Genomic DNA, 12,831 nt, shown 5'->3' with positions numbered 1-12,831 from the left:
GCCACGATCCGCAATCGCCGATTGGGCGATGATCGTCTTCGGCATCGGCGCGGCGCTGTTCACGGTGGCCGAACCGGTCCGTGACGCGATTGGCGAAAGGATCACGGTCGATTCGATGATCGCCGCGAACGTGTTGTTCTATCTCATCTTGTTCGCGCCGTTGATCCTGTTGAGTCTTTTGCTCGGCCTTCTTGGGAGGCACCAGGTGCTGCGCGCCGGGGAAAGCCCGCTCGGGTGGCTTGCTCTAGGTCTGGCGATCGGAGCGGGCGGACTGACGACCTGTGTGATTTATGCCTGGCTCAACGCGAGCTTGCATCAGGTGCCAATCGAACCGACGGCGGAGCATCACCTGATCCTCAGCGCTGCGATCGTTCTGCTCGGTGTGGCGGCCGAGGAGTTTCTGTTCCGGGGCTGGTTGCTGGGGGCGGTCCAGGACATGCTCGGCTCGTCGCTGGCCGTCCTGCTTTCGGCCATAGCCTTCTCGGGGTTTCACTGGTGGGCGGGCGGGGCGACCGCGGATGTGGTCAGTCTGGCCAACCTCATGCTGGGGGGACTGTGGTTCGGGCTGCTGGCGGAGCGCAGCGGCGGCATCGTGGCGCCCATGGCCGCGCATTTCGCCTGGAATGCCAGCGAATCGATTGGGTTCGGGCTGGACCCCAACCCCGGCGTGGACGAGCTTGGAGCGTTGACGAACTTCGATCTGACCGGACTAAGGATGTGGGGCGGCTCGGACGAAGGACTTAACGCCAGTATCGCGATGACCTTGGTTCTGGCCGCTTTGATCATCCCGCTGCTGCCAGCGTTCAGCCGACGAATGGCTTCCGTGGAATCGTCATCGCGCTGACGCGACTGGAGCCTGGGCCGGTTCATCGCCGCGGGTCACGTAGGCCGCCATGGCGCCGGCCAGAAGGATCGCCACACTCAGCGCCAGCCCCAGCCACCTGCGCGAAGCCGGTCCTGCATCGGGTTGCGGTTTGGGCACTGGCGGTGCGGGGCTCAGCGCGGTTACGGGCGCTCCGCCAGCAGCGGGATCGCCCGTTTTCCAGGTGCGCGGGTCGAACGAATCGTTTGGCCCCATCGGCTGTCGCGGTCCCCTGCCCGAGGCGCTCCAAAAAGGACGCCGGCGACACCATAACGCGCCTTTCGGATTGGCGGAAGCTGTGCTTAAACGCATTGCGCGGGGGATGACAGGGGTGTCCTGTCGCCATGTCCGGAACGAAGCTGCGCTGCGCCGCCCGCCGGTGCCGTCAATGCGCCGTTCGGGCTTGCCTCGTCCATGACAACCGGCACGTCAGATGCCGGGCTGCCGGGTCGAAAAGCCTCCGCAAGGAGGCGGGGTGACGAAAGGAACGCGAATGAGCGGCGGCGAAGACGACCCCTCTGCTGGCGGCAACCGGACGGTATTCCGGCCGTCGCCGCTGGCCGGGCTTCAAACTCAATTTCAGCCCGCGGCACCCGCCGCCCCGCCGCCTGTCGCGCCGACGCCCGAAGCGGCCGCGCGCCAGGCAGAGCCGGCCCAACCCGCACCGAACTTCACGCCACCTCCCCCTGCCGCCGCCCCGCCGCCGCCCCGCCCGACCGGGCCGCGGCTGAGCGACGAAGGCTTTCCCGTACCCGCGACCCCGCGCGAGCTGCGCGCACCGCTGGCGACAGAGGCGGGGCCGGTCCTGGCCTTGGCGGCGAGCGTCCGCTCGGGCCGCGCCCGCATCGCGATGCCCGATTTCCAACGCGCCGCCAGCGACGCCCTACTCGCCTACGACCGCGCGATCACCCCGCTCTATCCCGACGAAACCAGACGGACGGCGCGCGCCCTACTCGCCGCAACGATCGACGACATCGCCACCAACCTGCCCAATCTCGATGGCGCGATGCCATGGACTGGCCCGTCGCTTTCCGCCGAATACGGCGCCAGCCGCGACGAGGAGACGATCTGGAAGGAGATCGAGACCGCGCTGAAGGAACCCGAGGACAACGCCGACATCATCGAGCTGGCCCACGCCTGCATCGCGGCGGGATACCAGGGCAAGTTCCGCACCGCCGACAATGGGCGGGCGCAGTTGAACGATCTAACCGGGCGGATTTATGCCGGGATCGATCACATCAAGGCGCTCTCGCAGCGTTTCGTCTCGCCGCAATGGGTCGGGTTCGACGCCCCGCTGGGTAAAGTGGGGAGCGGGCCGGTGATAGCGCTGGCCGCAGCCGGGGCGCTGGTGCTGGTGCTGGCGGTCTATGCGCTGCTGCGCGTGATGGGAGGCGGGGCGTGAAGGGCTTCCTCAACAACTGGACCGCAGTCACGGGACTCCTCGCTTTCGCCGTCGCGATCCTGATCTGGTTCGGGTTCCCGATCCTGCTGCCCGCGCTGGGCGCGGTTGCGATCCGCGCGGCGCTCGTGGGGATCGTCCTGGGCGCGTGGGCGACGGTTGCGCTCCTGCGCCGGATGAAGGCCAAAAAAGCCAACGATACCATCGCCAACCAGCTCGCTACCGCCTCGGGCGCGGCCGAGGATGCTGTCGTCCAAAAGCGGATGGCCGAGGCGATAGGCCAGTTCAAGGCGGCCTCGGGTGGCCAGCGCGACTATCTCTACAGCCGTCCCTGGTATGTGATCATCGGCCCGCCGGGATCGGGCAAGACCACCGCGCTGCTCAACTCGGGGCTGCGCTTCCCGTTTTCCGACCAGTCGCTCAAGGGCATCGGCGGCACCCGCAACCTCGACTTCTGGTTCGCCGATGAGGCCGCGATCGTCGATACCGCAGGGCGCTATACCAGCCAGGATTCCGATGCATCCGCCGATTCGCAGGGCTGGGCCAGCCTGCTCGGCCAGCTCCGCGCCAACCGGCCCAAACAGCCGATCAACGGGGTGATCATCGCGTTGGGAGTGGATGAACTACTCAAGGCCGATCTCGCTGGAGTCGATCGCCACGCCGCCAACGTCCGCCGCCGCCTGAGCGAACTGCGGCGCGTGCTCGACCTCAACGTGCCGATCTACATGCTGCTGACGAAGGTCGATCTGCTCGCCGGGTTCATCGAGTTCTACGACGATCTCGATGCGCAGGGGCGCCGCGCGGTGTTGGGGGTGACGCTGAAGGACCCCGACGCGGCCTATGACCAGAACGAGATCGTCGCGGCATTCGACCGCTTCGTCTCAGCCCAGGGTGCGCGCCAGGCCAAGCGGCTGAGCGAAGAGGGCGATGCCACCCGCCGCAGCCTGATCCTGGGCTATCCCGCCCAGCTCGCCTCGCTGCGCTCGCGGCTCGCGCGATTCGTCGGCGCCGCCTTCGGACCGGGCGAGCCCGTCGGATCGTTGCGGGGATTCTACTTCACAAGCGGGGTCCAGGAAGGCGCGCCGCTCGACCGGCTGCTGTCGGGCGTGGCGGAAATCTATTCCAAGCCGCAAACCACCAGCGAATCGGGCAAGACCTATTTCCTCAACCGCCTGCTTCGCGAAGTGGTGTTCCGCGAGGCGGGACTAGTTCAGACCGGACGCGCGGCGCGTGAGGGCTCAGCGCAAGCAGTTGATTACCTCGCTGATCGGGATCGGCGTGGTGACGGTGGTCCTGCTCGGGCTGATCGTGATGAACTACTTGTCGTCGAAGAGCGCCGCGCCCGTGCCGCAGGTGGCCATGCAGACGGTGGCGCCCCCAGGCGCAAGCGCCCCCGGATGAAGATGTTCTCGTCCGCTTCCGGGCCGCGGCGCGACGAGACGGCGGAAACGCTGGGTGAAACGCTTCGACCCGCGGGAGCCTGGCTATTCGGCAAGATTCCCGCGCACGGCGATTTCATCTCTCGCGGGATCGATCACGCCACGCACGTGCTGATGGACGATTGGCTTTCGGCCGAAGTGGCCCGAGGGCGAAGCCGTTTCACCGATTTCGACGCGCGTTATGTCCAGGCGCCCCCGTGGTATTTCGTCGATGTCGATGGGGCGGGGGCGTGGAGCGGGGGCGCGCTTTGCCTGTCGGTCGACAAGGTCGGGCGGCGTTTTCCCATCCTTGTCGCCGCCCCGGCCTCTGGCGCGGAAACGGCGCGCGAGGTTGCGCTCGCCGCGCTCGGAATTGGTCTTCACCACATTCGGCCAAGGCTGGGATGCCGATCAGCTGGCGCTGGCGCTCGGCTCGATCGTCGCCGACAAAGCCGCCGACCCGCCGCCCACGCAATCGGTCTGGGCGATCGAGGCTGAAGATGGCACAAGGATTGAAATGACCGGCCGGTTCCCCGAAGGAGTGGTCGAACGCATGCTCGAAGTTGCCGGCTAAGACAGACCCTGGGGGGCGCACCGAATGACGTCACAATTGCGGATCGAGGACGTGTCGCTGACCGACACAGGCCTCGCCCGGGCGGAAAACGAGGATTGCCACGCCAGCCTGCCGCAACAGCAGGTATGGCTGGTCGCCGACGGGATGGGCGGGCACGACAATGGCCGCTTCGCCAGCCAGGCTATCGTCGAGGCGGCGCGAGCGGCAACGATACCCGAAGGCCTCGAACCGGCGTGCGATGCACTTGGCGATGCGATCCACGCCGCCAACGAGCGGATTTTCGCCACCAGCCGCGAGGCGGGCAAGATGATGGGTTCGACCGTGGTCGCGCTGGTGGTGCGCGATGGCGAATTCGCGGTGATGTGGGCGGGCGATAGCCGCGCCTATCTTTTCCGCGACGGCCAGTTGATCCAGCTCACCCGCGATCACAGCCAGGTCCAGGATCTGATGGATCGCGGAATGCTGACACCCGAGGAGGCCGCCGACCACCCGATGCGTCATGTTCTCGCGCGCGCCGTGGGCGTGCAGGCGGAACTCCAGGTCGATGCGATCCGCGACCACGTGGTAAAGGGTGATTTGTTCCTGCTGTGCAGCGACGGGCTTCACGGTGTGGTCGATGAAGTCGAGATCGCCGCGATCTTGGCGGAGCACGGCAGTGCGGGGGCGCAAAACCTGATCGAGGCCAGCCTCGAGCGCGGCGCGCCCGACAACGTCACCGTGGTGCTGGTCTATGCCAGCGAGCCGACGATGCTGGTCCTCGCCGGTGAGGGGAGCGCCCGATGAGCGACGACAACAAGGATACCCCCCCACCCAAGGCGGTGACGAGGCGACGATCTTCTCACCCGGCGGCGAGACCACGCCCGGCCAAGACGATCGCACCCGCTTTATTGCGCCGGCTGATATGCCCGATGCGGCGCCGGCCGCGGCACCCGCCGATGCGGAAGCGAGCCCGGCTCCGCCCCCGGTCGAGCCAGTCGCCACCGCGCCTGCGCCCGAGACGTCGTCGACGCCGTCGGGCACCGCGATGTCGGCGGCGCAGGCGATGCCCTCGCCCCAGCAGGCGCGACGGATCCAGATCGGCGACGTGCTCAACCACACCTACGAGGTCCGCAGATTCATCGCTCGCGGTGGGATGGGCGAGGTGTTCGAAGGCGTGAACGTCAACGCCGAGGACGATCGCGTTGCGATCAAGGTGATGCTGCCGCATCTCGCCGCCGATCCACTGGTCCAGGCGATGTTCTCGAAGGAGGCCAAGACCCTCACAAGGCTGCGCCACCCGGGCCTGGTCCAGTATCGCATGCTGGGGCGCGAGCCGCAGTTGGGCGTGACCTACATCGTTACCGAGTTTGTCGATGGGGTGAACCTTTCGGACGTGCTCAAGACGCTCGATACCACTCCCGAGGATCAACTCACCCTGCTCAAGCGGCTGGCCGCCGCGCTCGGCGCGGCGCACGAGCTCGACGCGGTCCACCGCGACATTTCGCCCGACAACGTGTTGCTCGAAGGCGGAAGGCTCAAGGACGCCAAGATTATCGACTTTGGCATCGCCAAGGATCTCGATGCCGGGGCCAAGACGATCGTCGGCGACGGGTTCGCGGGCAAGCTCAACTACGTCGCGCCCGAACAGTTGGGCTCATACGGCCGCTCGGTCGGCGCTTGGTCGGACGTCTACAGCCTCGCGCTGGTGATGTTGGCGGTGGCGCGCAAGAAGGACGTCGACATGGGCGGAAGCCTCGCCGACGCCTTCGACAAGCGCAAGGACGTGCCCGATCTTTCGGAGGCGCCCGAGCAGCTGCGCCCGATCCTGGCCAAGATGCTCGTCCCCGATCCCGCCGACCGGTTGCGCTCGATGGACGCGGTTCTCGCGGAGGTCGCCGCGCAAGGCGGTGGGGGTGCCGCTTTCGATCAGGCGACCCGTGTCCAGTTCCAGCCTGGTTTTGAGGCCCCGAAGAAGAGCAACACCGGCCTGCTCGTAGGCGGCGGTGCAGCGGTATTGCTGGCGCTGGCTGCCGGGGGTTACTTCCTATTCGGCCGCGGACCGAGCGATCCGCAGGGCGCGGCGCAGACCGCGCTCGCCACAGGCCTACGTGACGTGCCTTGCAGTTGGCTCGACGTGGGTAGCGTTCAGGCTCGCGACGCCACCGTCGACGTCGCGCTGCGCGGGGTTTCGGGCAAGCCCGACAAGGCCAAGGCCGACGTCGGCTTCGTGCTCGAGAAGGCCGGGCTGAAGGCGGGCGACATCGATTTCTCCGACGTCAAGACGATCGCGCCGACCGATTGCAGCCCGATCGACGCGTTCCGTCAGGTCCGCGACTACGAAGGCGCGCGGCTCAACACCACCAAGCGCCAGTACGAGATGGCCAACCAGGCCGGCACGCTCGCCGCCGATCCCGAGATCGAGATCGACACCAACAACTTCGCCGACGATTTCGCCTTGTTCGGGATGGAGGAGACCGGCGCGATCACCCCGCTGATCAAAAGCAAGAGCGAGCTCGGCCAGTTCGTCACCACCACCCCGCGCCCCGGGGTGACCAGCTTCAAGCTGACCACAGATCACAAGGGCTGGTCGGGAATCCTCCTGCTCAAGGGCAAGGGCCCGTTCGACCCGACGCTGCTCGAAAAAGGGCCGGGCGAAGTCAGCCCGTCATGGGTCAACCGCTTCCTCTCGACCGCCAAGGCGCAAGGCTGGAAGTCTGAGATGATCTGGTACCGGACGGTCGACGAAAAGCCGGGGTGATCAAGCAGCCGGGTCGCTGGAGACGGCGACAGTCTTGGCGGCGTCGGCCTCCTCTTGGGCCTTGCGTTTGGCTTCGCTCTTCTCGGTCAGGCGCATGACGATCAGCGAGCCTTCGAACAGGAACAGCAGCGGAATCGCCAGCATCAGTTGCGAGACCACGTCGGGTGGGGTCGCCACCGCGGCGACCGCAAAGATCGCCACGATCACATAGCGCCGCGCCTTGGTCAGTTGGTCGCGGCTGACGATCCCGGCGCGGTTGAGCAAAAGCAGCAGCACAGGCAGCAGGAAGCTGATTCCGAACGCCAGGATGAACTGCATCACCAGCCCGAGGTAGTCACCCGTTCCAGGCAGCGCTTCGAGCTGAATCCCTCCCTTGTTGCCTTGGAACCCCAGGAACCATTTGAACGCGGTCGGCATGACGATGAAATAGGCGAGCGACGCGCCCATCGTGAATAGCACCGGAGTCGCGATCAGAAACGGCAGAAAGGCGCGCTTCTCCCTTGCATAGAGTCCCGGCGCGAGGAACGCCCATAACTGGTTGGCGATGATCGGGAAGCTTACGAAGAACGCCGCGAACAGCGCGACCTTGAGCTCGACGAAGAACGCCTCGTAGAGCTTGGTGTAGATGAGCCTGCCCTGCCCTGCGGGGAATGCCTCGGTCAGCGGGCGGACCAGGATCGCGAAGATATCGTCGGCGAAATAGAGGCAGATAGCGAACGCGACGCCGAGCGCGAGGACGCTGCGCAACAGGCGGGTGCGCAGTTCAATCAGGTGATCGAGCAGCGGCGCCTGCGATTCGTCGATGTCGGTGACGCGAAACATGTTCATGAGGAAAGCTTGGATGGCGCGCCGGCGGCCTCGGCCGAGGCCGGTTCGGGCGCAGCTTCGGGGCTCGACTCGGGCGCAGGAATGGCCAACGGGCCTTCGGTGGGCGACGCGGTTTCAGGCTCTGCCGCCGGCGTCTCGGCCATGATCTTGGCGTTCTGCTCGCGCCACTTCTGCTCCATCTCCTCAAGCTCCGCCTCGCGGATCATAGTCTCGATTCCGGTGCGGAAATGGTTGGAGACGCGGCGGATCTTGCCGATCCAGCGCCCCGCGGTGCGCAAGGCCAGTGGCAGGTCCTTGGGACCGATGACCACGATCGCGACGATCACAGTCAGCAGCAACTCGGACGCGCCGATGTCGAACATGGCGGCGGCTCAGGCGGTCAGTTGCGCGGCGGAGTGCTGGGATCGCCGCCGGGATTGACTACGCTCTCGCCGTTCAGCGTCGCGGTCGGCTGCGGGGCAGGCGGCGGCGGTATCTGCGCGGGCGGCGCGACCACGGGACGATCGGTCTCCTCGTTCATCCCGGCCTTGAAGCTTTTGATGCCCTTCCCGAAATCGCCCATCATCTCCGAGATGCGACCGCGCCCGAACAGCACCAGAACGACCAGCGCGAGGATAAGCAGGTGAGGAAGCGAAAGACCGCCCATCGAAACGTACTCCTTTGCAGCGCATATAGACCCGGGTGGAACACTTGGCCAGTCACGCGCAACCTGATTGCAAGCTTTGGTCGAGGCATACGGGCAGTTTGCGGGCCGTGGCCACGCGGGGGAGCGGCGAAGCTTGGAGCGGGGGCAAGACCCGGCTAAGGCGCTCGAAATGACGACGCCCTCCCCCCTTGCCGCCACCGGCCTCGTCGCATTAGGCGGCGGTGCGGGCGCCGTTTTGCGCTATCAGACGGGACGGATGCTGACCGGCGTGCTCGGCCCGGCGGCGGTAGCGACGTTTCCGTGGGCGACGCTGGTGGTTAATGTGTCGGGCAGCCTCGCGATGGGACTGCTCGCGGGCTGGTTGGCGCGGCATGGCCCAGACGCACAAGGAGCGGGCGAGACCTGGCGGTTGCTGATCGGGGTCGGCGTGCTTGGCGGCTTCACCACTTTCAGCGCTTTCAGCCTGGAGATGGCGCTGCTGATCGAGCGCGGCCAGGCGAGCACCGCGTTCGTCTATGCCGCGATCTCGCTGCTGGCCGGCCTGACCGCGCTGTACATCGGCCTGATCGTCATGCGGCTGGCCGCATGACCCTCCAACAAGCTGAAGGTGAGCGGGACTCGGTACGACAGTTCACTGTCGCTCCGGACGACGACCAGGTTCGCCTCGACCGGTGGTTCAAGCGCAACCTTCCCGAAATCGGCTTCGCCACGATCAGCCGCTGGGCGCGCACCGGGCAGATCCGGGTCGACGGCAAGCGCGCCGATCCCGCCGACCGGGTCAGCGCGGGCCAAGTGCTGCGCGTCCCTCCCGGCACCGCAATGCCCTCGACCAAGAAGACGCGGATGCGCGAGCCGCTCGACGCCGGGCAGGTCGCGCGAGCCGAAGCGATGGTGATCGTCCAGGACCGCGCAGCGATCGTCCTCAACAAGCCGCCGGGCCTCGCGACGCAAGGCGGCAGCGGCACCTTCGATCACGTCGATCGCCTGCTCGACGCTTTTGCCGGCGAGGACCAGCCCCGCCCGCGGCTGGTCCACCGGCTCGACAAGGACACCTCGGGCGTGCTCCTGATCGCGCGCACTCCCGGCAGCGCGGCGTTCTTTTCGAAGCGCTTTTCGGGCCGCTCGGCGAAGAAGACTTACTGGGCGCTGGTGGTCGGCGTACCCGAAGAGCGCGAGGGGCTGATCGAGGCTGCATTGGCCAAGCAGCCGGGCAGCGGCGGCGAGAAGATGCACGTCGATGTCGAGAACGGCCAGCCGGCCAAGACCAAGTACCGCGTAATCGACCGCGCGGGCAACCGCGCCGCGTGGGTCGAGCTGCAGCCGCTGACCGGCCGCACACACCAGTTGCGCGTGCACATGGCGGCGATCGGCCATCCCATCGTCGGCGACGGCAAGTACGGCGGGCAGCTCGCTTTCCTCACCGGCAGCGTCAGCCGCAAGATGCACCTGCACGCGCGGCGGTTGGTGATCGACCACCCCCAAGGCGACACGATTGACGTCACCGCGCCCTTGCCCGAGCACTTCGCGACGAGCCTCGAGCAGCTCGGCTTCACCGAGGCCGACGGCGACGTGGCACCCCCCGCCCCGCCCAAGCCGACTGCCGCGGTGGCCAAGAAGCAGGCCGCGAAAGCGCACGCCAAGGACTTGCGCAAAGAGCGCCGCGGTGAAGCTCTGACCAAGCGCGGCCGTCGCGACGGTCCCGCCTCGCGCAAGCCCGCATCGCCGAAGAAGGTGTCGGCCAAGCCCAAATCCTTCAAGCCCGCGCCCAAGGCCCCCAAGCGCTGATGCGCCTCGCCGTGTTCGATTGCGACGGGACGCTGGTCGACGGCCAGGCCGACGTCTGCGAAGCGATGGATGCCGCGTTCGCCGCGCAAGGCCTGGCCGCGCCAGACCGCCACCTCACCCGGCGCATGGTCGGGCTGTCGCTGCCCGAAGCGATGCGCAAGCTGCTGCCCCTGGGCGATCCGGCCGTGCACGAGGGTCTGGCCGCGCACTATCGCGATGCCTATCGGGCGCGGCGCACGGCGGGCGTGCTCGACGAGCCGCTGTTCGAGGGCATCGCCGCGCTGCTCGAACGGCTGAGCGCGGCGGGCTGGCTGCTCGGTGTGGCGACCGGCAAGTCGGACCGCGGCCTCGCCCACTGCCTCGCCACGCATGGCATCGCGGGGCATTTCGTGACCCTGCAAACCGCCGACCGGCATCCCTCGAAGCCGCACCCGGCAATGCTCCAGGCAGCGATGGATTCGATCGGGGCGACCGCCGCCGAAACCACGATGATCGGCGACACCGCCTACGACATCGCGATGGCTCGCGCCGCCGGGGCACGGGCGATAGGCGTCGCGTGGGGCTATCATCAGCCCGCAGAACTCGACGCAGCGGGGGCACATGCGGTCGCTCCCGATGCCGCGACGTTGTTCGATCTGTTGGAAATGGCGCCTTGACCGAGCGACGCGACCCCGCCGCCGGCCGCTGGATGGCGATTCAAGCGGCCCGCGCTATGGGTGTGGCGTTCGTCCTCGTCGGCCTGCTCCAGACCGCAGGCAGATTTTCGCCCTTTGCCGACCTGCCGCGCTGGCTCGGCTATGTCCTCGCGGGAATCGGCTTCATCGACGTGTTCGTGGTGACCAGACTGATGGCGCGTCGCTGGCGGACGCCCGACGCGTGAGGCGGTTCTGGCGCGAAGTTTCCGTCGAACCCGCCGACACGGGCTGGCAGGTCGCACTCGACGGTCGAATGGTGAAGACCGCGCAAGGGAGAGCGCAAGTCGTACCCACGCGCGCGCTAGGCGAGGCCCTGGCCGACGAATGGCGCGTCCAGCCGGACGAGGTAAGCCCCGCCGGGTTCGGCCTGCGCGACATGGCCGACTATGCGATCGACATCGTATCGGCGGAACCCGGCGATGCGATCCGCCGCATCCTCGCCTACGCCCAGGGAGAGACGCTGTGTTACCGCGCCGAGCCCGACGAGCCCCTCGCCGCGCGCCAACGGGCAATCTGGGAACCGCTGCTCAACGCCGCCGAAGCCGCACATCGCGTGCGGTTCGAGCGGGTTGTGGGTATCCTTCACCGGCCCCAACCGGCAGCGACACTGAACACTTTGCAGGCTCGCCTCGAAGCGCTGGACCCGTTCACGCTCGCTGCGTTGCAAACGCTCTCCAGCCTCGCCGCCTCGCTCGTAATTGGTCTCGCCGCGCTTGAACCCGGCGCGGATGCGGAAACGCTGTTCACCGCCAGCAACCTCGAGGAAGACTGGCAGGCCGAACAGTGGGGTTGGGATTATCAGGCTGAAGAGACCCGCGCGCGCAAGCTGGCAACGTTTGTGCAAGCGGCGCGGTTCGCGGTGCTGGCGCGCCCCTGATTCACAGGAACCTCGCTGCCTCTCAAGCACTTACGCAAACGGACGGGAACGCAACGCGAGGAGAACGCAGATGCCCCGTGGCGACAAGGACGCCTATACCGACAAGCAGAAACGCCAGGCCGAACACATTGAGCAAGGCTATGAGGACCGCGGCGTCTCAGTGAAAGAGGCCGAAGGCCGCGCCTGGGCGACGGTCAACGCGATGAGCGGTGGCGGCAAAAAATCCGGTTCGGGTCGCGGCAAGGCCGAGAACAAAGCCCCGGCACGCAAGGGCGGAGCCGCGAGTTCGTCGCGATCGGCCGAGGATCGTTCGGCGGCGGCAAGGAAAGGCTGGGCGACGCGGCGCAAGAACGCGCGCGGCTGACTTTCAAGTCTACCGCGCCTTTCAAAGATCGTTTCGTTGGTGCCAAAGGGTCCTAACCCACCCACTCCGCCACTTGCCGCGCGACGTCGTTGGCGGCGCGGTTGAGCGCGGGGCCGAGCGCTTCGGGCTTGGCCGAGGCGCCCTGGGTGGCTTCGAAGCGGCGGACCTGTACCAGGCCGCCTTTGCTGCTGCGCATCGCGTCGAGGCGCACCACCGCCATATTGGTCTGGGCGTCGAAGCCCATCGCCAGCAGTCGTCCGGACAGCACCTCGCTGGCCCCCGTTCCCGGCTCGCTTTCCAGCACCAGGCGGCTCCCCTTGGCGCGGATCGTTTCGGCCAGCAGCCGCTGCATCAGCCGCGCCGGGCGTTCGACCCACCCGGCGTTCTTGACGTAGGCGAGGTTCGAGGCGTCGATCTGCACCGGCACGCGGGTGACGGCGAGCGCGAGCGGAGCTTCGGGCACCTCGACCACCAGCGCGCTGGAAAGCGAACCGCTCTGGCCGGCGCCGGCGGGGGCGGGGTTCTCGGCGGTCAGGTCGAACAGCGTCGGCGGGGCCTTGGCGCCGAAGCTGATGCAGCCGCCAAGCAACGCCAGCGCAGCAAGCGGCGCGATGCGCGCGATCGTTCCGGCCCTCATGTGACGCAT

General features: G+C 67.3%; 15 protein-coding genes. 11 read left to right on the top strand and 4 right to left on the bottom strand.

From position 1 onward, the window contains the following. Positions 1 to 28: 28 nt before the first annotated feature. From GKE62_RS12835 to GKE62_RS12815, 5 genes are all read left to right on the top strand, one after another. The gene (locus GKE62_RS12835; RefSeq protein ID WP_154692575.1) at positions 29 to 844 is read left to right on the top strand and encodes a CPBP family intramembrane glutamic endopeptidase; all 816 of its coding nucleotides are present in this window, start codon (positions 29 to 31) and stop codon (positions 842 to 844) included. Between the two features lie 511 nt (positions 845 to 1,355). Next, entirely contained in the window at positions 1,356 to 2,264 is a 909-nt protein-coding gene (gene icmH, locus GKE62_RS12830) for a type IVB secretion system protein IcmH/DotU (protein ID WP_195908380.1), read from the top strand. Continuing rightward, positions 2,261 to 4,177 carry a type VI secretion system membrane subunit TssM gene (gene tssM, locus GKE62_RS12825; RefSeq protein WP_154692573.1) on the top strand — a complete coding sequence of 639 codons (1,917 nt, stop codon included), beginning with the start codon at positions 2,261 to 2,263 and terminating at the stop codon, positions 4,175 to 4,177. Before icmH ends, tssM begins: the two co-directional genes overlap by 4 nt. A gap of 100 nt (positions 4,178 to 4,277) precedes the next feature. Beyond that, entirely contained in the window at positions 4,278 to 5,036 is a 759-nt protein-coding gene (locus tag GKE62_RS12820) for a PP2C family serine/threonine-protein phosphatase (protein ID WP_230206682.1), read from the top strand. Positions 5,037 to 5,154: 118 nt separating this feature from the next. Further along, positions 5,155 to 6,990, top strand: a complete 1,836-nt coding sequence (locus GKE62_RS12815) for a serine/threonine-protein kinase (RefSeq protein ID WP_195908379.1) — start codon at positions 5,155 to 5,157, stop codon at positions 6,988 to 6,990. Here the strand turns inward: GKE62_RS12815 and tatC are convergent, their stop codons facing one another. Genes tatC through tatA form a run of 3 tightly spaced genes read right to left on the bottom strand, consistent with a single transcriptional unit; the run spans position 6,991 to position 8,464 of the window. Beyond that, a complete protein-coding gene (tatC, locus tag GKE62_RS12810) occupies positions 6,991 to 7,818 on the bottom strand; it encodes a twin-arginine translocase subunit TatC (RefSeq protein WP_154692571.1) in 828 nt (275 codons plus the stop codon). It lies immediately after the preceding gene. Further along, a complete protein-coding gene (tatB, locus tag GKE62_RS12805) occupies positions 7,815 to 8,180 on the bottom strand; it encodes a Sec-independent protein translocase protein TatB (protein WP_154692570.1) in 366 nt (121 codons plus the stop codon). Before tatB ends, tatC begins: the two co-directional genes overlap by 4 nt. Before the next feature lie 17 nt (positions 8,181 to 8,197). Next, positions 8,198 to 8,464: a twin-arginine translocase TatA/TatE family subunit gene (tatA, locus tag GKE62_RS12800; protein ID WP_154692569.1), complete on the bottom strand. Its 267-nt coding sequence runs from the start codon at positions 8,462 to 8,464 to the stop codon at positions 8,198 to 8,200. Positions 8,465 to 8,633: 169 nt separating this feature from the next. Between tatA and crcB the strand changes: the two genes are divergently transcribed. The 6 genes from crcB (at position 8,634) to GKE62_RS12770 (ending at position 12,185) form a co-directional block, all read left to right on the top strand. Continuing rightward, positions 8,634 to 9,053, top strand: a complete 420-nt coding sequence (gene crcB, locus GKE62_RS12795) for a fluoride efflux transporter CrcB (RefSeq protein WP_154692568.1) — start codon at positions 8,634 to 8,636, stop codon at positions 9,051 to 9,053. Next, positions 9,050 to 10,249, top strand: coding sequence for an RluA family pseudouridine synthase (locus GKE62_RS12790; protein WP_154692567.1), 1,200 nt, complete (start codon positions 9,050 to 9,052; stop codon positions 10,247 to 10,249). Before crcB ends, GKE62_RS12790 begins: the two co-directional genes overlap by 4 nt. After that, complete coding sequence (locus GKE62_RS12785; protein ID WP_154692566.1) at positions 10,249 to 10,905, top strand: HAD-IA family hydrolase; 657 nt, start codon at positions 10,249 to 10,251, stop codon at positions 10,903 to 10,905. Before GKE62_RS12790 ends, GKE62_RS12785 begins: the two co-directional genes overlap by 1 nt. Positions 10,906 to 10,937: 32 nt before the next feature. After that, entirely contained in the window at positions 10,938 to 11,129 is a 192-nt protein-coding gene (locus tag GKE62_RS12780) for a hypothetical protein (protein WP_154693717.1), read from the top strand. Then, entirely contained in the window at positions 11,126 to 11,821 is a 696-nt protein-coding gene (locus tag GKE62_RS12775) for an ATP12 family chaperone protein (protein WP_154692565.1), read from the top strand. Before GKE62_RS12780 ends, GKE62_RS12775 begins: the two co-directional genes overlap by 4 nt. A 70-nt stretch (positions 11,822 to 11,891) precedes the next feature. Beyond that, positions 11,892 to 12,185, top strand: coding sequence for a plasmid stabilization protein (locus GKE62_RS12770; RefSeq protein WP_154692564.1), 294 nt, complete (start codon positions 11,892 to 11,894; stop codon positions 12,183 to 12,185). Between the two features lie 52 nt (positions 12,186 to 12,237). On the opposite strand, the gene GKE62_RS12765 is transcribed toward GKE62_RS12770, so the two are convergent. Further along, on the bottom strand, positions 12,238 to 12,822 hold the full coding sequence (locus tag GKE62_RS12765) for an ABC-type transport auxiliary lipoprotein family protein (protein ID WP_154692563.1): 585 nt from the start codon (positions 12,820 to 12,822) through the stop codon (positions 12,238 to 12,240). Between the last annotated feature and the right edge of the window lie 9 nt (positions 12,823 to 12,831).

It is taken from the genome of Novosphingobium sp. Gsoil 351 (assembly GCF_009707465.1).
Lineage (GTDB): Bacteria > Pseudomonadota > Alphaproteobacteria > Sphingomonadales > Sphingomonadaceae > Novosphingobium.
The sequence above is the reverse complement of the archived record's forward strand: the minus strand, read 5'-3'. Positions and strand labels throughout refer to the sequence as shown.

Bases quoted from the DNA above. Each gene is read 5' to 3' on its own strand.
- GKE62_RS12835 (WP_154692575.1), top strand. From the start codon at position 29: ATGATCGTCTTCGGCATCGGCGCGGCGCTGTTCACGGTGGCCGAACCG.
- icmH (WP_195908380.1), top strand. From the start codon at position 1,356: ATGAGCGGCGGCGAAGACGACCCCTCTGCTGGCGGCAACCGGACGGTA.
- GKE62_RS12820 (WP_230206682.1), top strand. From the start codon at position 4,278: ATGACGTCACAATTGCGGATCGAGGACGTGTCGCTGACCGACACAGGC.
- GKE62_RS12815 (WP_195908379.1), top strand. From the start codon at position 5,155: ATGCCCGATGCGGCGCCGGCCGCGGCACCCGCCGATGCGGAAGCGAGC.
- tatC (WP_154692571.1), bottom strand. From the start codon at position 7,818: ATGAACATGTTTCGCGTCACCGACATCGACGAATCGCAGGCGCCGCTG.
- tatB (WP_154692570.1), bottom strand. From the start codon at position 8,180: ATGTTCGACATCGGCGCGTCCGAGTTGCTGCTGACTGTGATCGTCGCG.
- tatA (WP_154692569.1), bottom strand. From the start codon at position 8,464: ATGGGCGGTCTTTCGCTTCCTCACCTGCTTATCCTCGCGCTGGTCGTT.
- crcB (WP_154692568.1), top strand. From the start codon at position 8,634: ATGACGACGCCCTCCCCCCTTGCCGCCACCGGCCTCGTCGCATTAGGC.
- GKE62_RS12790 (WP_154692567.1), top strand. From the start codon at position 9,050: ATGACCCTCCAACAAGCTGAAGGTGAGCGGGACTCGGTACGACAGTTC.
- GKE62_RS12785 (WP_154692566.1), top strand. From the start codon at position 10,249: ATGCGCCTCGCCGTGTTCGATTGCGACGGGACGCTGGTCGACGGCCAG.
- GKE62_RS12780 (WP_154693717.1), top strand. From the start codon at position 10,938: ATGGCGATTCAAGCGGCCCGCGCTATGGGTGTGGCGTTCGTCCTCGTC.
- GKE62_RS12770 (WP_154692564.1), top strand. From the start codon at position 11,892: ATGCCCCGTGGCGACAAGGACGCCTATACCGACAAGCAGAAACGCCAG.
- GKE62_RS12765 (WP_154692563.1), bottom strand. From the start codon at position 12,822: ATGAGGGCCGGAACGATCGCGCGCATCGCGCCGCTTGCTGCGCTGGCG.